The organism is Streptomyces sp. NPDC008001 (assembly GCF_042958085.1).
Classification (GTDB): domain Bacteria; phylum Actinomycetota; class Actinomycetes; order Streptomycetales; family Streptomycetaceae; genus Streptomyces.
In genome coordinates this window covers 444,501-461,561 of sequence record NZ_JBIBIZ010000007.1, presented here as the reverse complement: position 1 = coordinate 461,561, position 17,061 = coordinate 444,501, and the positions used below count along the sequence as shown (strand labels likewise).

17 protein-coding genes are annotated in these 17,061 nt (G+C 72.7%); 7 read left to right on the top strand and 10 right to left on the bottom strand.

Translation table 11 applies throughout. From position 1 onward, the window contains the following. Positions 1 to 107: 107 nt before the first annotated feature. A complete protein-coding gene (locus ACFZCD_RS21085) occupies positions 108 to 1,079 on the bottom strand; it encodes an ROK family protein (protein ID WP_391832981.1) in 972 nt (323 codons plus the stop codon). A 188-nt stretch (positions 1,080 to 1,267) separates the two neighbouring features. Here ACFZCD_RS21085 and ACFZCD_RS21080 point away from each other — a divergent pair, with 188 nt between their 5' ends. Further along, positions 1,268 to 2,257, top strand: a complete 990-nt coding sequence (locus ACFZCD_RS21080) for a LacI family DNA-binding transcriptional regulator (protein ID WP_391833138.1) — start codon at positions 1,268 to 1,270, stop codon at positions 2,255 to 2,257. 208 nt (positions 2,258 to 2,465) lie between these two features. Here ACFZCD_RS21080 and ACFZCD_RS21075 read toward each other — a convergent pair whose 3' ends face one another. The 5 genes from ACFZCD_RS21075 to ACFZCD_RS21055 form a co-directional block, all read right to left on the bottom strand. Then, positions 2,466 to 3,740, bottom strand: coding sequence for a DUF6986 family protein (locus ACFZCD_RS21075; RefSeq protein WP_391832979.1), 1,275 nt, complete (start codon positions 3,738 to 3,740; stop codon positions 2,466 to 2,468). A gap of 259 nt (positions 3,741 to 3,999) precedes the next feature. Then, complete coding sequence (locus tag ACFZCD_RS21070) at positions 4,000 to 4,962, bottom strand: electron transfer flavoprotein subunit alpha/FixB family protein (protein ID WP_391832977.1); 963 nt, start codon at positions 4,960 to 4,962, stop codon at positions 4,000 to 4,002. Positions 4,963 to 5,020: 58 nt separating this feature from the next. Next, on the bottom strand, positions 5,021 to 5,809 hold the full coding sequence (locus ACFZCD_RS21065; RefSeq protein WP_391832975.1) for an electron transfer flavoprotein subunit beta/FixA family protein: 789 nt from the start codon (positions 5,807 to 5,809) through the stop codon (positions 5,021 to 5,023). A 189-nt stretch (positions 5,810 to 5,998) separates the two neighbouring features. Beyond that, positions 5,999 to 6,502 carry a flavin reductase family protein gene (locus ACFZCD_RS21060; RefSeq protein WP_391833136.1) on the bottom strand — a complete coding sequence of 168 codons (504 nt, stop codon included), beginning with the start codon at positions 6,500 to 6,502 and terminating at the stop codon, positions 5,999 to 6,001. 205 nt (positions 6,503 to 6,707) lie between these two features. Next, positions 6,708 to 7,037 carry a TlpA family protein disulfide reductase gene (locus ACFZCD_RS21055; protein WP_391832973.1) on the bottom strand — a complete coding sequence of 110 codons (330 nt, stop codon included), beginning with the start codon at positions 7,035 to 7,037 and terminating at the stop codon, positions 6,708 to 6,710. A 340-nt stretch (positions 7,038 to 7,377) separates the two neighbouring features. On the opposite strand from ACFZCD_RS21055, the gene ACFZCD_RS21050 reads away from it, so the two are divergent. Beyond that, positions 7,378 to 8,109: a lysophospholipid acyltransferase family protein gene (locus ACFZCD_RS21050; RefSeq protein WP_391832971.1), complete on the top strand. Its 732-nt coding sequence runs from the start codon at positions 7,378 to 7,380 to the stop codon at positions 8,107 to 8,109. Positions 8,110 to 8,192: 83 nt separating this feature from the next. On the opposite strand, the gene ACFZCD_RS21045 is transcribed toward ACFZCD_RS21050, so the two are convergent. Genes ACFZCD_RS21045 through ACFZCD_RS21035 form a run of 3 tightly spaced genes read right to left on the bottom strand, consistent with a single transcriptional unit; the run spans position 8,193 to position 11,454 of the window. Beyond that, positions 8,193 to 9,293 carry a threonine aldolase family protein gene (locus ACFZCD_RS21045; protein ID WP_391832969.1) on the bottom strand — a complete coding sequence of 367 codons (1,101 nt, stop codon included), beginning with the start codon at positions 9,291 to 9,293 and terminating at the stop codon, positions 8,193 to 8,195. Continuing rightward, entirely contained in the window at positions 9,272 to 10,033 is a 762-nt protein-coding gene (locus ACFZCD_RS21040) for an SDR family NAD(P)-dependent oxidoreductase (protein WP_391833134.1), read from the bottom strand. Before ACFZCD_RS21040 ends, ACFZCD_RS21045 begins: the two co-directional genes overlap by 22 nt. A 23-nt stretch (positions 10,034 to 10,056) precedes the next feature. After that, entirely contained in the window at positions 10,057 to 11,454 is a 1,398-nt protein-coding gene (locus tag ACFZCD_RS21035) for a DUF6421 family protein (protein WP_391832967.1), read from the bottom strand. Between the two features lie 439 nt (positions 11,455 to 11,893). Between ACFZCD_RS21035 and ACFZCD_RS21030 the strand changes: the two genes are divergently transcribed. From ACFZCD_RS21030 to ACFZCD_RS21020, 3 genes are read left to right on the top strand one after another with little or no spacing between them, the layout of a single operon-like run. Further along, positions 11,894 to 12,829 (top strand): ABC transporter substrate-binding protein, encoded by a 936-nt coding sequence (locus ACFZCD_RS21030; RefSeq protein ID WP_391832965.1) that lies wholly within the window; start codon positions 11,894 to 11,896, stop codon positions 12,827 to 12,829. Further along, positions 12,826 to 13,746, top strand: a complete 921-nt coding sequence (locus tag ACFZCD_RS21025; RefSeq protein WP_391832963.1) for an amino acid ABC transporter permease — start codon at positions 12,826 to 12,828, stop codon at positions 13,744 to 13,746. The genes ACFZCD_RS21030 and ACFZCD_RS21025 overlap by 4 nt, the downstream gene beginning before the upstream one ends. Next, a complete protein-coding gene (locus ACFZCD_RS21020) occupies positions 13,743 to 14,531 on the top strand; it encodes an amino acid ABC transporter ATP-binding protein (RefSeq protein ID WP_391832961.1) in 789 nt (262 codons plus the stop codon). Before ACFZCD_RS21025 ends, ACFZCD_RS21020 begins: the two co-directional genes overlap by 4 nt. Positions 14,532 to 14,607: 76 nt before the next feature. Here the strand turns inward: ACFZCD_RS21020 and ACFZCD_RS21015 are convergent, their stop codons facing one another. Next, complete coding sequence (locus tag ACFZCD_RS21015; RefSeq protein ID WP_391832959.1) at positions 14,608 to 15,150, bottom strand: GNAT family N-acetyltransferase; 543 nt, start codon at positions 15,148 to 15,150, stop codon at positions 14,608 to 14,610. Between the two features lie 225 nt (positions 15,151 to 15,375). Here ACFZCD_RS21015 and ACFZCD_RS21010 point away from each other — a divergent pair, with 225 nt between their 5' ends. Then, positions 15,376 to 15,960 (top strand): DUF5134 domain-containing protein, encoded by a 585-nt coding sequence (locus ACFZCD_RS21010; RefSeq protein WP_391832957.1) that lies wholly within the window; start codon positions 15,376 to 15,378, stop codon positions 15,958 to 15,960. Positions 15,961 to 16,071: 111 nt separating this feature from the next. Continuing rightward, positions 16,072 to 17,022 (top strand): M56 family metallopeptidase, encoded by a 951-nt coding sequence (locus ACFZCD_RS21005; protein ID WP_391832955.1) that lies wholly within the window; start codon positions 16,072 to 16,074, stop codon positions 17,020 to 17,022. Positions 17,023 to 17,061 lie beyond the last annotated feature (39 nt).

The window sequence follows — 17,061 nt, the reverse complement described above, 5'->3', positions numbered from 1 at the left end:
GCCCGGAACACCTTGCCACGGAAACGCGGGAGAGGGGCACGGTGCCGGTGCGCTCTGCGGGTGCGCGCAACGCCGCAGCCGTATGTACCGCTGCTGTCCGGCGCGTTCTACGCCGTGCCCGGCTCCCGCCCCGCCCAGAGGCCGAGTTGCTGCGCCGCAGCGGCGGCGGCCCCCACGAGACCGGCATCGGAACCGAGTTCGGCGGGCAGCACCTCGACGCCGGAGGCGAAGGAGAGCGTCGCGTAATCCCGCAGACGCTCGCGCAGCGGAGCGAAGAGGACGTCGCCCGCGCCCGCCACACCTCCGCCTATGACGGCCACCTCGATCTCGACCAGCGTCGCGGTCGCGGCGATGCCCGCGGCCAGCGCCTGCGCGGCCCGCTCGAACGACGCACGCGCCACGGCGTCCCCGGCCCGGGCCGCCGCAGCGACGGCCGCCGCGCTCCGGTCACCGTCCGGCCCCGGCAGCCACCCGCCCTCCAGCGCGCGCCGGGCGATGTTCGGGCCGCTGGCGATGCGCTCGACGCAGCCGCGGGCACCGCAAGGACAAGCGTCCCCGTCGAGGTCGACGCTGATATGGCCGATGTGACCGGCGTTGCCCGTGGGGCCGGGGTGCAGACGACCGCCCAGCACCAGGCCGCCGCCCACCCCGGTGGACACCACCATGCACAGGGCGTTCGCGCGCCCGCGGGCGGCGCCCTGCCAGTGCTCGGCGGCCGTCATCGCCACACCGTCGCCGACGAGCACCACCGGCAGGCCTCCCACCCGCCGAGCCACCTCCGCGACCAGCGGGTAGTCCCGCCACCCGGGGACGTTCACGGGACTGACGGTCCCTCGGGAGGCGTCCACCGGCCCTGCGCTGCCGATACCGACGGCCCGCACCCGCGACCAGTGCGCCGCGCTCCCGAGCTCCTCGATCACCGCCGCCACCGCGCCCATCACCGTGGCACCGTCCTCGCGCGCGGGCGTCGGCCGCTGCGCGCGGGCCAGCAGCCGGCCGCGGTCGTCCACCAGAGCGCCCGCGATCTTGGTGCCGCCGATGTCGAGGGCCGCGACAAGGTCGGCGAAGTCGGTGCGCATGGGGACGTTCTCTCCTGGCCGGGCGCGGATACGGGCTCTGCGCAGGCCAGTCTGTCCGGATCTGACAACGTTGTCTAGGCTCTATGCTCGACGTCACCCCGCACCGGCCCCTGGTAAGGACGAGCACCGTGTCGAGCAGCGCCCAGCCCACCCGCAGCCCCTCCTCCCGATACGGTGCCCGCCCGACGATGAAGGACGTGGCGGCCCGCGCGGGCGTCGGCCTCAAGACCGTCTCCCGGGTGGTGAACGGCGAGCCGGGCGTCACCCCGGACACCGAGCGGCGCGTGCAGGACGCCATCACCGCGCTGGGCTTCCGCCGCAACGACAGCGCCCGCATCCTCCGCAAGGGCCGCACCGCCTCCATCGGGCTCGTCCTCGAAGACCTCGCCGACCCCTTCTACGCGCCCCTCAACCGGGCCGTGGAGGAGGTCGCGCGCGCCCACGGCGCCCTGCTCATCAACGGCTCCAGCGCCGAGGACGCGGAGCGCGAGCGGGAGCTCGCCCTGGCCTTCTGCGCCCGCCGGGTCGACGGCCTGATCATCATCCCGGCCGGCGACGACCACCGCTACCTCGAACCGGAGATCGCGGCCGGCATCGCCACGGTCTTCGTGGACCGCCCGGCCGGCCGGATGGACGCCGACGTCGTGCTCTCCGACAGCTTCGGCGGCGCCCGCGACGGCGTGGCCCACCTCGTCGCCCACGGCCACCGGCGCATCGGCTTCATAGGCGACCGGCCGCGGATCCACACGGCCACGGAGCGGCTGCGCGGCTACCGCGCGGCCATGGCGGACGCCGGCCTGCCCGTGGACGAGACCTGGGTGTCCCTCGGCCCCACGACACCGGGGCGCGTCCGCGCGGAGACGGAACGGATGCTCGCCGGCCCGCGTCCGGTGACCGCCCTGTTCACCGGCAACAACCGCGTGACGGCCACGGCCGTCCGCGTCCTCGCCCACTCGCCCCGCCCCGTCGCCCTCGTGGGCTTCGACGACCTCGAACTGGCCGACCTCCTCTCCCCCGCGGTCACCGTCGTCGCCCAGGACGCGGCCCGCCTGGGCCGCACCGCCGCCGAACAGCTCTTCCACCGCCTGGACGGCGCCGCCGAGGCGCCGCGGCGGGTGGTGCTGCCCACCCGCCTGATCGTGCGGGGCTCGGGCGAACTGCGCCCGCAGGAGAACTGAGACCGAAACACGCAGTGGAAGTGGGGACAACCGGAGGGCTGGGGACGACGCGAGGGGTGGGGGCGCAGGGGTAGGGGTCCGGGACGCTGACGTGTATTTGCGGGCCCGATGAGGAAGAGGGCGCCATCCCGAGGCCGGGGACGGGCCCGTAAATATACGGTCCCGGACCCCTGCCCCGGAGCCCCCGCCCCGCACCCACAACGCACCCTCAACGCACCCGCCCCGCCAACCCCTCCAGCCTCCCCCGCCCCAACCCCGTCAACCCAGCCACCTCATCCGCATCCACCGCCCCGCAATCCATCCCCCGCAGCAGATACCCACTCAGCGCCCGCGCCGTAGCAGGCTCGTCCAGCACATCCCCGCCCGCCCGGTTCACGTACGCGTCCAACCGGGCAGCCGCACTCTCCAGCCCCTCCCGGTAGAAGGCGTACACCGCCGCGTAACGCGAGGGCAGGTGCCCGGGATGCATGTCCCACCCCTGGTAGTACGCCCGCACCAACGCCCGCCGCACAAGGCCGTGATGCAGCCGCCACGCCGCACGCACCTGGGCCGCCGGCCCGACCGGCAGCACGTTCGTCGAGCCGTCGGAAACCCGCACCCCCGTCCCCGCAGCCGCCACCTGCATCACGGCCTTCGCGTGGTCGGCCACGGGATGGTCGGGCGCCTGATGCGCGGCGCCCACCCCGCACGCGGCGCTGTAGTCGAAGGTGCCGTAGTGCAACGAGGTCACGCGCCCCGCCCCCGCGTCGATCATCCGGGCGACCGTGGCGCGCCCGTCGGCCCCGACGATCGCCTGCGTGGTCTCTATCTGTATCTCGAAGCGGATGCGCCCCCGCTCCAGCCCCCGCGCCTTCTCGAACTCCTCCGCCAGCCCGGCCATCGCGGCCACCTGCTCCGCGTAACCGACCTTGGGCAGCGTGAGCATCAGCCCGGCGGGCAGACCGCCCGCCTCCATCAGCCCGGTGAGGAAGATGTCCAGCGTGCGGATGCCGCGGTCGCGGACGGCAGCCTCCAGGCACTTCATGCGGATGCCCATGAAGGGAGCCGCGGTGCCGTCCCCGCACATCCGGGCGACGAGCCGCGCCGCGCGGACGGCCGCCGCGTCCTCCTCGCCGTCGGGACGCGGCCCGTAGCCGTCCTCGAAGTCGATGCGGAGGTCCTCCACGGGCTCCCGCTCCAGCTTGGCGCGCACACGGTCGTGGACGGGACCGGCGAGGGCCTCGGGAAGGCCGAGGACGGCGGCGAACGACGCGGCGTCGGGCGCGTGCTCGTCGAGGGCGGCGAGCGCCTGGTCGCCCCAGAAGCGGGGGGTGTCGGGGGCGAAGACGTCGGCGGGGACGTAGACGGTGTGCACGGGCTGCCGCGTGCCGGGGTCGCCCGGGTAGCGGCGCGCGAGATCGGCGTCGACGTCCGCAAGAGCGGCGCCGATACGTTCCTTCACCGAGCCGGCGAAGGTGGTCGCGACCGTCTGGTCCTGTCCCATTGCACGCCCTTCCGCGATGTCGCGTCTCCGCGTTTTCCGAGTACCGGAACGGATTGTCCGTGCGGGCGAAGGTATCGACGCGCCGACAGGGGGTCAACGCCCCACCCGGCCCGTACCGGGCAGGCCCCGGCCGCCGCCGTCCCGAGGGAAGCCCCGAACGCGGCGAGGCCCCCGCACGCATCGCGTACGGGGGCCTCGCCGAAGCGAAGAACCGGGATCAGGGACCAGAAGGGCCACAGCCCGAAGAAGAGGCCGTGGATCAGCCCTTACGGCTCTTGACCTCATCCGTCAGCTGCGGAACGACCTCGAAGAGGTCACCGACCACGCCGTAGTCGACCAGGTCGAAGATCGGCGCCTCGGCGTCCTTGTTGATGGCCACGATCGTCTTCGAGGTCTGCATGCCGGCCCGGTGCTGGATCGCACCGGAGATGCCCGCCGCGATGTAGAGCTGCGGCGAGACCGACTTGCCGGTCTGGCCGACCTGGTTGGTGTGCGGGTACCAGCCGGCGTCCACGGCGGCGCGGGACGCGCCGACGGCCGCACCGAGCGAGTCGGCCAGGGACTCGATGATCGAGAAGTTCTCGGCGCCGTTGACGCCGCGGCCGCCGGAGACCACGATCGCGGCCTCGGTCAGCTCCGGACGGCCGGTCGACTCGCGCGGGGTGCGGGAGACGACCTTGGTGCCGGTGGACTTCTCGCCGAAGGCGACGGCGAGCTGCTCGACCGTACCGGCGGCCTGGGCGGCCTCCGGGGCGGCGGAGTTGGGCTTGACGGTGATGACCGGGGTGCCCTTGGTGACGCGGGACTTGGTGGAGTACGAGGCCGCGAAGACGGACTGCGTGGCCACCGGGCCCTCGGCGCCGGCCTCCAGGTCGACGGCGTCGGTGATGATGCCGGAGCCGATGCGGACCGCGAGGCGGGCCGCGATCTCCTTGCCCTCGGCGGAGGAGGGAACGAGCACGGCGGCCGGGGAGACGGCCTTGACCGCGGCCTCCAGCGCGTCGACCTTCGGCGCGACGAGGTAGTCGGCGAACTCGGGCGCGTCGGCGGTGAGGACCTTCACCGCGCCGTACTCGCCGAGGGTCGCCGCCGCGGCGTCCGCACCGGCACCGAGGTGCACGGCGACGGGCTCGCCGATGCGGCGGGCGAGGGTGAGCAGTTCGAGGGTGGGCTTGCGGACGGCGCCGTCCACGTGGTCGACGTAGACGAGGACTTCAGCCATGGCGTTGCTCCTGCAGGAAAAAGTGGGGCGGGTGACGGTTCGTTCGGGATCAGAGAGCTCAGATGAACTTCTGGCCCGCGAGGAACTCGGCGAGCTGCTTGCCGCCCTCGCCCTCGTCCTTGACGACGGTGCCGGCCGTGCGCGCCGGGCGCTCCGTGGCCTCGTCGACCTTGGTCCAGGAGCCCTCCAGGCCGACCTCTTCGGCCTCGATGCCGAGGTCGGAGAGGTCCAGGGACTCCACGGGCTTCTTCTTGGCCGCCATGATGCCCTTGAAGGACGGGTAGCGCGCCTCGCCGGACTGGTCGGTCACGGAGACGACGGCCGGGAGGGAGGCCTCGAGCTGCTCGCTGGCGGCGTCGCCGTCGCGGCGGCCGGTCACCTTGCCGTCCTCGACCTTGACCTCGGAGAGCAGGGTGACCTGCGGGACGCCGAGGCGCTCGGCGAGCATCGCCGGGACGACGCCCATGCCGCCGTCGGTGGAGGCCATGCCGGAGACGACGAGGTCGTAGCCGACGTGCTCCAGGGCCTTGGCGAGCACCAGCGAGGTGCCGAGCGCGTCGGTGCCGTGGAGGTCGTCGTCCTCGACGTGGACGGCCTTGTCGGCACCCATGGAGAGCGCCTTGCGGAGCGCGTCCTTGGCGTCCTCGGGGCCGACGGTGAGGACGGTGATCTCCGCGTCGTCGTCGGCCGCCTCCTTGATCTGCAGCGCCTGCTCGACCGCGTACTCGTCGAGCTCCGAGAGCAGGCCGTCCACGTCGTCGCGGTCGACGGTCAGGTCTTCGGCGAAGTGCCGGTCGCCGGTGGCGTCGGGCACGTACTTCACAGTGACAACGATCCTCAAGCTCACGCCGGCTCTCCTACTGCATCGTCTCTTCGTAGCTGCCTTGGCAGGCAGCATAGGCGCCTTGTGGGGCGGGATTCCGCCGGTGGCGGGCCGCGCCCCGAACGGAATGTTACTCGTCAGTACACCGACCCCGTTCCACATGCGCAAGGCCGGTCGGCTGTGATCTGGCCAACGCGGGAAATACGGGACGTCTCAGTCCCGCAGACCGTTGAAGCGCCCCTGGTGATAGACGAGCGGGCGGCCCGTACCGGCGGTGTCTCCCGCGACGACCTCGGCGAGCACGACCCGGTGGTCCCCGGCGGGCACCCGGGCGACCACGCGGCACACCAGCCACGCCAGGACGCCGTCCAGCAGCGGCACCCCTTCCGGCCCCGGCTGCCAGCCGGTGGGCGGGGCGAAGCGGTCGGCGCCGCTGCGCGCGAAGGTGCCCGCGAGCTCCGTCTGGTGCTCGCCGAGTATGTGCACCCCGACGTGCTCGGCCTCGGCGAGGACGGGCCAGCTGGACGAGCCGGTGCCCACGCCGAAGGAGACGAGGGGCGGCTCGGCGGCGACGGACGTGAGCGAGGTCGCCGTGAAGCCGACCGGGTGCGTGCCGTGGGCGGTGATCACGGCGACTCCGGCGGCGTGCCTGCGGAAGACGGAGCGCAGCAGTTCGGGGGTGGCGAGGGAGGTACCGAGCCCGGGCATGGCCGTCATGGAACTGTCCTTCTGCTGGGAGGTCGAGCCGGTCTGTACGGTCGTCGCGGTGCTCACGGGCTCGGACAGCACGCGCTCGCCGTCCGCATCAGGTCGACGTGCGCACGTCCGTGGAGAAACGGTCCTGACCACATAACGTCACACTGACGATTCGGAGCGCGGAGCGTCAAGGCCGGACCGGCCGATGGGAGGGGGATCACGGAGATCACGAAACCGCCGCCCCGAGGGCCGCGATCACATCCGCCGTGCGCGGCTGGCCGGCGGCACGGCGCACGACGCGCCCCGCGGCGTCGAGGACGAGCACGGTCGGCGTCGCGGTGATGCCCAGGTCCCGTACGAGCGCGAGGTGCGCCTCCGCGTCGATCTCGACGTGGGCGACGCCGGCGACCATGCCCGCGACCTGCTCCAGGGTCCGCCTGGTGGCCCGGCAGGGCTGGCAGAAGGCGCTGGAGAACTGCACGAGCGTGGCCCGCTCGCCGAGCTCCCCGCCGATGTCGGCGGCCCCCAGCCGCAGCCCGTCGTCGCCCTCGCGCACCCTCGGTCCCTCTTTTCGTCTTGCTTCCGTCTTGCTTTACGTCTTGCTCTTCTTGCTCTTCGCCGGCCGTGAGCGGCGGCGTGATGCATTGTCCTTCGCAGCCCCCCGGCCGTGCGCGGGCCCCGGCCCTTGTGCCCCCGCATCCACCGGTGCAGCATCGGGCGGACAACGGAAAATTCCTCGCCGTCCGGCCGGACGTGATGAGGATCTCCCGGCCGCCGGGCCGTCCTCGCTGGCCCCGGGCCGGGCATTCGGGCACGATCTGGCAGAAGCCGAACCCTACGGCTGCGTAACTTAGCCCGGGAGTCCCCTCCCAAGGCCCGGAAGGAATCCTCCCCCTATGGCAGAGCTCGTCTACCCCCCGGTGATCGGTGCCGCCCGCACCATGTTCAAGGCGCTCGACCTGCGCTTCGACATCCAGGGCACCGAGCACGTCCCGGCGCGGGGCGGGGCGGTCCTGGTGAGCAACCACATCGGGTACCTCGACTTCATCTTCTGCGGGCTGGCCGCCCGCCCCGCCAAGCGGCTGGTGCGCTTCATGGCGAAGGAGTCCGTCTTCCGGCACAAGGTGTCCGGGCCGCTGATGCGCGCGATGAAGCACATCCCCGTGGACCGCGCGGCCGGCATGGACGCCTACAAGCACGCGCTGGCCGCGCTGCGCTCCGGCGAGATCATCGGCGTCTTCCCCGAGGCGACGATCTCCCCGTCGTTCACGCTGAAGAACTTCAAGTCCGGCGCGGCGCGGCTCGCCCAGGAGGCCGGGGTGCCGCTGCTGCCGATGGCGCTGTGGGGCACCCAGCGGCTGTGGACCAAGGGCCACAAGCGCGACCTGGGCCGGAACCACGTGCCGATCTCGATACGGGTGGGCGAGCCGCTGGCGGCCGAGCCGGGCGAGCACCCGGACACCCTGAGCGAGCGGCTGCGCTCCCGCGTCCAGGAGCTCCTGGAGGCGGCCCAGCGCGCCTACCCGGTGCGGCCCAAGGACGCGGACGACACCTGGTGGGTCCCGGCCCACCTCGGCGGCACGGCGCCCACGCCGGCCCAGGCCGCGGCGATGGACCGGCGCCGCTAGGGCTCATCCACCACGGAAGGGGCGCCCGGCCGCATGTGCGGCCGGGCGCCCCTTCAGCTTCCTCGGGGCTCTCCCCGGGCCGGCTACTTCCTGCCCATCTCCTCGGCGAGGGCCGAGGCGAAGGCGTCGACGTCGGCCTCGGTCGTGTCGAACGAGCACATCCAGCGGACGTCGCCGGCCGTCTCGTCCCAGAAGTAGAAGCGGTAGCGCTTCTGCAGGCGCTCGCTCACGTCGTGCGGGAGCCGGGCGAAGACGGCGTTGGACTGCACCGGGTGCAGGATCTCCACGCCCTCGACGGCCCGTACGCGCTCGGCCAGGCGCGCTGCCATGGCGTTGGCGTGCGAGGCGCTGCGCAGCCACAGGTCACCGCTGAGGAGGGCCTCGAACTGCGCCGAGACGAACCGCATCTTGGACGCGAGCTGCATGGACATCTTGCGCAGGTGCTTCATCGCCCGCACCGCGTCCGGATTGAGGACGACGACGCACTCGCCGAAGACCATGCCGTTCTTCGTCCCGCCGAAGGAGAGCAGGTCCACCCCGGCGTCGGTGGTGAAGGCCCGCAGGGGAACGCCCAGCGTGGCCGCGGCGTTGGCGATGCGCGAGCCGTCCAGGTGGACCTTCATGCCCCGCTCGTGGGCGTGGTCGCAGATCTCGCGGATCTCCTCGGGCGTGTAGCAGGTGCCCAGCTCGGTGGTCTGCGTGATCGAGACGACCTGCGGCTGGGCGCGGTGCTCGTCCTCCCAGCCGAACGCCTCGCGGTCGATGAGCTCGGGGGTGAGCTTGCCGTGCTCGGTGGGCACGTGCAGCAGCTTCAGCCCGCCGACGCGCTCGGGCGCGCCGCACTCGTCGACGTTGATGTGCGCGGAGGAGGCGCAGATGACCGCGCCCCAGCGCTCGGTCGCGGCCTGGAGGGCGACGACGTTGGCGCCCGTGCCGTTGAAGACCGGGAACGCCTCGGCGGTGGGGCCGAAGTGCCCGCGCATCACGTCCTGGAGGTGGGCGGTGTAGTCGTCCTCGCCGTAGGCGACCTGGTGCCCGCCGTTGGCGACGGCGAGCGCCGCGAGGATCTCCGGGTGGGCGCCCGCGTAGTTGTCGCTGGCGAAGCCGCGCACCTCGGGGTCGTGCCGGCGTATGGCGTCGGTCGCTGCCGACGGGCTCGTGCTCACTGCTGCGGAGTCAGCCACAGACGGGTTCCGTTCACTTCCCTGGCGGGCTTCTCCCAGACGCCGACGATCGCCTCGGCGAGGTCCTTGACGTCGGTGAAGCCCGCGAACTTCGCGTTCGGGCGCTCGGCGCGCATGGCGTCGTGCACCAGTGCCTTGACGATCAGAATGGTGGCAGCAGCGGGCGGCGGCTCCTCGCCCCCCGCCTTGCGGAAGGAGTCGGCGAGCGCGAGCGTCCACGCTTCGGCGGCGGCCTTGGACGCGGAGTACGCGGCGTTGCCCGCGGTGGGCTTGCTGGCGCCGGCCGCGCTGATGAGCACGTACCGGCCGTTGCCGCTGCGCTGGAGGGCGGGCTCGAAGGCGAGCGAGGTGTGCTGCACGGTGCGGATGAGCAGCTTCTCGAGGAGCTCCCAGTCGGCGAGGTCGGTCTCGGCGAAGGTCGCCGAGCCGCGCCAGCCGCCCACCAGGTGGACCAGGCCGTCGATGCGGCCGAACTCCTTCTCGGTGCGGTCCACCCAGTTGCGCGTGGCCTCCAGGTCCAGCAGGTCCACGATGTCGCCGGTGACGGTGGCGCCGCCGTGGGCGTAGCGGGCGGCGTCCACGGCCTCCGCGAGGCGGGCCGCGTCCGCGTCGGAGGCGACGACCGTCGCTCCGGCCTCGGCCAGTCGCAGCAGCGTGGCACGGCCGGCGGGGCCGGCGGCACCCGCCACTGCCACGACGGCACCGTCCAGCCGGCCGTTGCCGTTGGTGGGAGTGCTCATGGTCGTCTCCTTCGTCTGCTCGCTCACGCGGCCACCTGCTCGGCCTTCGCCGCGGTGATCCCCTTGGTCGAGGCGATCACGTGACGCAGCTTCTTGGCAAGCGCCTCGTAGAACATGCTGAGCGGGAACTCGTCCGGCAGCACGTTGTCCACGAGCTTGCGGGGCGGCTGGCTGAGGTCGAGGGCCTCGGGGCCCTTGGCCCAGACGGAGCCGGGGTGCGGAGCGAGGTAGGAGGAGACGAGCTCGTAGGCGGCGAGCCAGTGAACCAGCTTGGGGCGGTCGATGCCGTCGCGGTAGAGCTTCTCGATCTCACCGCAGAGCTGGTTGGTGACCTGCGGGGCGCGGTCCCAGTCGATGTGGAGGGTGTTGTCCGTCCAGCGTACGACCTCGTGGCGGTGGAGGTACGCGAAGAGCAGCTGGCCGCCGAGACCGTCGTAGTTCCGGACGCGCTCGCCGGTGACCGGGAAGCGGAACATGCGGTCGAAGAGGACCGCGAACTGCACGTCGCGGCCCTGGGCGTAGCCGTCGGCCTCCAGCTTCACGGCCTCCTTGAAGGCGGTGAGGTCGCAGCGGAGCTCCTCCAGGCCGTACATCCAGAACGGCTGCCGCTGCTTGATCATGAAGGGGTCGAAGGGCAGGTCGCCGTGGCTGTGGGTGCGGTCGTGGACCATGTCCCACAGGACGAACGCCTGCTCGCAGCGGTGCTGGTCGCCGATCATGTCCTGGATGTCGGCGGGGAGCTCCAGGCCGAGGGCGGAGACGGCCGCCTCGGTGACGCGCCGGAAGCGGGCCGCCTCGCGGTCGCAGAAGATGCCGCCCCAGGTGAAGCGCTCGGGGGCCTCGCGGACGGCGATGGTCTCCGGGAAGAGGACGGCGGAGTTGGTGTCGTAGCCCGAGGTGAAGTCCTCGAAGGTGATGCCGAGGAAGAGCGGGTTGTCGTAGCGCGTGCGCTCCAGCTCGGCGAGCCACTCCGGCCAGACCACGCGCAGGACGACGGCCTCGAGGTTCCGGTCGGGGTTGCCGTTCTGCGTGTACATCGGGAAGAGGACGAGGTGCTGGAGGCCGTCGGCGCGCTGGGCGGCGGGCTGGAAGGCGAGCAGCGAGTCCAGGAAGTCCGGCACGCCGAAGCCGGTCTCCGACCAGCGGCGCAGGTCGGCCACCAGGGCCGTGTGGTACGCGGCGTCGTGCGGGACGAGCGGCGAGAGCTGCTCGACGGCCGCCACGACGCGGTCCAGCTGGGCCCGTACGGTCTCGCCCGGTGGTGCGTCCTCCGCGGTGAAGTCGATGGAGCCGTCCTGGGACTGCCACGGCCGGATCGTTTCCACGGCGTCCTTGAGCTCGGCCCACGCGGGGTGGTCGATCACCGGCTCGGCGGTCGATTTGTCGGCCCGTATCGCCGTGGACGCAAGGATTTCCGTCATGGCTGCTCCTCCTCGGGAGAACTTGGCGTTAAGACACCGTATCCGTGCGTGCTTCTCCTGCTCAAGAGGGGTGGCCATAAATTATCCTGCCGAACCCCAGGTCGGGCCGCTGTTTTTCCTGTGCCGCTCCCCCGTAGGTGTTCCCTCGGGCGCACATCTGACACATCAGTCCCAGCAGCCTCGTGCGCTGTCCTAGCCGAGTTCCGGCCATTCTTGGCCGTCCGGCGGAGCCCGGGGGCCCCGGACGCCGCCCGCCCCCTGCGCGCCCTCCCGCGGCCCTCCCCCGGCCCTCCACGGGCTTCCGGGAGCCGCCCTCCGCGCCCTCCGGGCCTACCCGCCCGCCGCCCGGGAATTCACGAAGGTGCAACAGTCTTCCGGTATTCGGACGGTCAGTGACCTGACCTGGACAGATCAGTGATTACGCTGCCAGTCTCGCGCCATGCCCGTCGCCAACCGGCCCACGCGCCGCACCGCCACCCCGGCCGAGCCCCCCGCCGCCCGCCGCAGGGCCCCGGTCGCCGCCTGCCTCGCCGTTCTCCTCGCGGCCGCGGCCGGCTGTGCCCCGCAGGACGACACCGGCTCCGGCTCCTCGAAGTCCTCGGCCGCACCGCCCGCCGCGGCCGCGTGCGCCAAGGGGAGGCTTGCGACCCAGCTCCCCGGCAAGCTGACCGTGGGCACCGACAAGCCCGCCTACGCGCCCTGGTTCCAGGACGACGACCCGGCGAACGGCAAGGGCTTCGAGTCGGCCGTCGCCTACGCCCTGGCCGGGCGGCTGGGGTACGACCGGGCCGACGTGGTCTGGCAGACCGTGCCCTTCAACACCGCGGTCGCCCCCGGCGCCAAGAAGTTCGACGTCGACCTCAACCAGATCTCCGTCAGCGACGAGCGCCGCCGCGCCGTCGACTTCTCCTCCGGCTACTACGACGTCCGCCAGGCCGTCATCGCCCTCAAGGACTCGCCCGCCGCCAAGGCCCGGAGCGCCGCCGACCTCAAGCACGTCAAGCTCGGCGCACAGGTGGGCACCACCAGCCTCGACGTCGTCAACGACGTGATCAGGCCCGGCGAACGGCCCGCCGTCTTCCAGAAGAACGACTACGCCAAGACGGCCCTCAAGAACGGCCAGGTCGAGGCGATCGTCGTCGACCTGCCGACCGCCTTCTACATCACCTCGGCCGAGGTCCCGGACGCCCGCATCGTCGGCCAGTTCGACGGCGAGGGCGGCGCGCCCGAGCAGTTCGGCTTCGTGCTCGACAAGGGCAGCCGCCTCACCCCCTGCATCACCGGCGCCGTCGACTCCCTGCGCAAGGACGGCACGCTCGCCCAGTTGGAGAAGAAGTGGCTCTCCGAGGCCGCCGACGTCCCGGTGCTGAAATGAGCGCCGGAGAGGCAGCGGCCGCCGGTGCCGGGGACGCCCCGCCGTCCCTGGTGAAGGGGACCGCTCCGGACGCCTACAGCCCCTCCGCACGCCGCCTCGAACGAGAACGCTTCAAACGGGCCCGCGCCCGCCGCGCCACCGCCGTCGCCGCGAGCAGCACCCTGATCACGGGCGCGGTGCTCTTCCTGGCCGTCGTCAACTCCCCCGGCTGGCCGCGCACCCGTGAAACGTTTCTCAACGGCCACTACGCGCGCGAGGCGCTGCCTCAGGTCCTCGAAGGGCTGTGGCTCAACCTCCGTCTGCTGGCCGTCTGCGGAGCGGCCGTGCTCGTCCTGGGCCTGCTGATAGCCGTCGCCCGCACGCTGCGCGGCCCCGTGTTCTTCCCGCTGCGCGCGCTCGCCACCGCCTACACCGACTTCTTCCGCGGGCTGCCCCTGGTGATCTGCCTGCTGATGGTCGTCTTCGGCGTCCCCGCGCTGCGGCTGCAGGGCGTGACCACCGACCCGGTGCTGCTGGGCGGGACGGCCCTGGTCCTGACCTACTCGGCCTACGTCGCCGAGGTCTTCCGCGCGGGCATCGAGTCCGTGCACCCCAGCCAGCGCGCCGCCGCCCGCTCGCTGGGGCTCAGCGCCCGGCAGACGCTGCGCTTCGTCATCCTGCCGCAGGCCGTGCGCAGGGTCGTCCCACCGCTCCTCAACGACCTGGTCTCGCTGCAGAAGGACACCGGCCTCGTCTCGATCGCCGGCGCGGTGGACGCCGTCTACGCGGCGCAGATCCTCGCGAGCAAGAGCTTCAACTACACGCCGTACGTGGTCGCCGGGCTCATCTTCGTCGCCCTCACCATCCCCATGACCCGCTTCACCGACTGGGTCACGGCACGGACGGACCGCCGGCGCGCCCAGGGAGGAATCGTATGAGCGACGTGACGGACACCGGCCCGGCGGACGGCACCGGTGCGGAGGCCGTGCTGCGGATGGAGGCCGTGCGCAAGACGTTCGGGGACACGGTCGTGCTGCGCGACGTGGACCTGGAGGTCGCACCGCACACGGTGACCGCGCTCATCGGCGCCTCCGGCTCGGGCAAGTCGACGCTGCTGCGCTGCGCCAACCTGCTGGAGGAGATCGACGACGGGGCGATCCTGCTCGACGGCGAGGACATCACCGACCCGCGCGTCGACCCGGACGCCGTCCGCCGCCGCATCGGCGTCGTCTTCCAGGCGTACAACCTCTTCCCCCACATGACCGTGCTCGACAACATCACGCTGGCCCCGCGTCGGGTGCACGGCATCGGCCGTGCGGAGGCCGAGGAGCGCGCCAGGGAGCTGCTGGAGCGGCTCGGCCTGGGCGGCAAGGCCGGTGAGTACCCGGACCGGCTCAGCGGCGGTCAGCAGCAGCGCGTGGCGATCGTGCGCGCGCTTGCGGGCCGGCCGCGGCTGCTGCTCCTGGACGAGATCACGGCGGCACTGGACCCCGAGCTGGTCGGCGAGGTGCTGGGCGTCGTGCGGGACCTCAAGGAGGACGGCATGACGATGGTCCTGGCCACCCACGAGATGGGCTTCGCCAGGGACGTCGCCGACCAGGTCTGCTTCCTGGACGGCGGGGTCGTGCTGGAGCGCGGGACCCCGGAGCAGGTCTTCGGAGAACCGCGCGAGGAGCGCACCAGGAGGTTCCTGCGCCGGATCGTGGAGGCGGGCCGGCTGTGAGGGAAGGGGTAAGGGGCTCTGTCCATGGACAGAGCCCCTTACTTCACCTCGGGCACTCCGCCTCGGGGGCTTCTCCTCAGGCCAGTTCCTTGATCAGCAGCTCGAACTCGAGGTCGTCGCGCTGCGGGATGCCGAAGCGCTCGTCCCCGTACGGGAAGGGGCTCATCCGCCCCGTGCGCCGGTAGCCGCGGCGCTCGTACCAGGCGATCAGCTCGTCGCGCTGCTTGATGACGGTCATGTGCATCTCGGTGGCGCCCCACTCGGCCCGGACCAGCCGCTCGGCCTCCGCTATCACCGTCTTGCCGAGCCCGCCGCCCTGTATCTCCGGGCTGACGGCGAACATCCCGAAGTACGCGTGGGCACCCCGGTGTTCGAGCTGGCAGCAGGCCACTATCCGGCCGTCCCGCTCGACCACCAGCAGCCGGCTGTCCGGGTCCGTCACCACGGCCTTGACGCCCTCGGGGTCCGTGCGCTGGCCGTCCAGCAGGTCCGCCTCGGTCGTCCAGCCGGCACGGCTCGCGTCACCGCGGTAGGCCGACTCGACGAGCGCGACGAGGACGGGCACGTCGCCGACGGTCGCGTCACGGAAGGTCGTCTCGGTGCTGCTGGTGGTTTTCATCGTGTTCCTGGGGTCCTCTCCGTACGGCGGTTCCGGCTCCACGTGAACACTAACCCGGCCAAGGAAAGGCCCCCGCGCGCCGGTGCGCCCCCGGCATGCCACCGCGCGTGCGCGGGTTTGAAGCGAGGTGCGCGGCGCCCCCTCTGTGCGCCTGTGCGCTCCCGTGTGTTCTCGCCGCCGGGGGAATCAACCGGGGGTGGGCCTGCGCGTCCGGGGAGGTGTGCCGTGCACGGACCGCCGCTGATCGGCTGGCTTCTGGTGGCGCTGTGCGCAGCGACCGGCTCGTACTGCCTGGTGCGCCTCCATGCGGGCGCGGGCGGGGAGCGCCGGGCCGCCGGGAGCGACGCCCTGATGGGGCTCGGCATGGCGGCCATGGCCGTGCCGACCACCGTCCTGGACACCCGGCCGTGGGGTGCCCTGCTGTTCGCCGTCGTCTTCGGCGCGGCCGGGATACACGTGCTGCTGGGCGTGGCGCGGGGCCGCGCGGAGACCCAGCACCTCCACCACGCCGTAGGCGCTTTCGCCATGGTCTACATGGCCCTGGCCATGGCGGGCGGCCCGACGGGCGGCCACGGCGTCCACGCGGGGACGGCCGCGCACGCCGCGACGGCGCACGAGCCGGCCGGCACTCCCCTGCTGACGGGGCTGCTGCTGGTGTACTTCGCCGTGTACGTGGTCCGCACGGTGGCCGTGCTCGTCCCGGTGACGGTGGCCGCCGGGCAGGTCAACTGGCCGGGCCGGCCGGACCTCACGCACGCGTGCCGGCTGTCCATGGGCATCGGCATGCTGGCGATGCTGCTGACGCTCTGAGCCCGCACCCCGCCTGGGGCACCAGGGGGGCGCACAGGCCGGCCGTGGCATGCGTCACTTCGCGCACGGGACCGTACCCGTGCCCGCGCCGCCGCTCATAGGCTGACGGCCATGATGGTCCCGCTCGCGCTGCTGGTCCTCGGCGCACTCGTCGCAGCCATGGCGCCGCGCGTGCTGACCCGCTCGGACTGGCCCGACCGGGAACCGGTCGTGGCCCTGTGGGTGTGGCAGTGCGCGGTTGCGGCGGTCCTGCTGTGCTGCCTGCTCGCCATGGCGCTGAGCGCCGCGGCGGCCTGGGAGGCCGTGCGCGGGCACGTCTTCGCCGGTGCGCCGCACGGTGTCGTGGAGGCCTACGCCTTCGCCGCCTACGGCTCGTGGGCCGCGCCGCTGGCCCTGACGCTGGCCGGCGGCGGGGCGTGGACCGCGGCGATGCTGACCCGCGAGATCCGCTGGGCGCGCGCCCGGCGCCGTCAGCGCCACGCGGAGCTGCTGGTGCGCTCTCCCCGGCTGCCCGGCGAGGAGCCGGGTGAGGACCGTCTCGTCGTCCTGGAGGGCGACCGCCCGGACGCCTGGTGGCTGCCCGGCGGTCCCGCCCCGCAGCTGGTCATCACGACCGCTGCACTGCGCCGCCTCAAGGGCCCGCAGCTCGACGCGGTGCTGGCTCACGAGCAGGGGCACGCCCGGGCCCGCCACCACTGGCTGCTGTGCGTCTCCTCGGCCCTCGCGAACGGCTTCCCGCAAGTGCCGGTGTTCGCGGCCTTCCGCGATCAGGTGCACCACCTGGTGGAGCTGGCCGCGGACGATGCGGCGTCGCGGCGCTTCGGCCGGCTGACGACCGCCCTGGCCCTGGTGGAACTGAACGAGGACCGAGGGGTGTTCGGGCCGTGCCCGTCCCGGCTCTCCCAGGTGCCGACGCGGGTGCAGCGGCTGCTGGCCCCCGAGCCCCGGCTGACGGCGGCGCGGCGGCTGCGGCTTACGGCGGTGGCGTCCCTGGTTCCCGCCGTTCCGCTGCTGGTGACGTTCATGCCGGGCCTGAGCGCACTGAGCCGGTCCGGCTCGTAAGCGCCGGCAGGGCTCCCGGGCACGGCCGGGCGGGCGGGC

Bases quoted from the DNA above. Each gene is read 5' to 3' on its own strand.
- ACFZCD_RS21025 (WP_391832963.1), top strand. From the start codon at position 12,826: ATGAGCGCCGGAGAGGCAGCGGCCGCCGGTGCCGGGGACGCCCCGCCG.
- ACFZCD_RS21050 (WP_391832971.1), top strand. From the start codon at position 7,378: ATGGCAGAGCTCGTCTACCCCCCGGTGATCGGTGCCGCCCGCACCATG.
- ACFZCD_RS21060 (WP_391833136.1), bottom strand. From the start codon at position 6,502: ATGACGGCCATGCCCGGGCTCGGTACCTCCCTCGCCACCCCCGAACTG.
- ACFZCD_RS21075 (WP_391832979.1), bottom strand. From the start codon at position 3,740: ATGGGACAGGACCAGACGGTCGCGACCACCTTCGCCGGCTCGGTGAAG.
- ACFZCD_RS21080 (WP_391833138.1), top strand. From the start codon at position 1,268: ATGAAGGACGTGGCGGCCCGCGCGGGCGTCGGCCTCAAGACCGTCTCC.
- ACFZCD_RS21020 (WP_391832961.1), top strand. From the start codon at position 13,743: ATGAGCGACGTGACGGACACCGGCCCGGCGGACGGCACCGGTGCGGAG.
- ACFZCD_RS21015 (WP_391832959.1), bottom strand. From the start codon at position 15,150: ATGAAAACCACCAGCAGCACCGAGACGACCTTCCGTGACGCGACCGTC.
- ACFZCD_RS21005 (WP_391832955.1), top strand. From the start codon at position 16,072: ATGATGGTCCCGCTCGCGCTGCTGGTCCTCGGCGCACTCGTCGCAGCC.
- ACFZCD_RS21040 (WP_391833134.1), bottom strand. From the start codon at position 10,033: ATGAGCACTCCCACCAACGGCAACGGCCGGCTGGACGGTGCCGTCGTG.
- ACFZCD_RS21035 (WP_391832967.1), bottom strand. From the start codon at position 11,454: ATGACGGAAATCCTTGCGTCCACGGCGATACGGGCCGACAAATCGACC.
- ACFZCD_RS21085 (WP_391832981.1), bottom strand. From the start codon at position 1,079: ATGCGCACCGACTTCGCCGACCTTGTCGCGGCCCTCGACATCGGCGGC.
- ACFZCD_RS21030 (WP_391832965.1), top strand. From the start codon at position 11,894: ATGCCCGTCGCCAACCGGCCCACGCGCCGCACCGCCACCCCGGCCGAG.
- ACFZCD_RS21070 (WP_391832977.1), bottom strand. From the start codon at position 4,962: ATGGCTGAAGTCCTCGTCTACGTCGACCACGTGGACGGCGCCGTCCGC.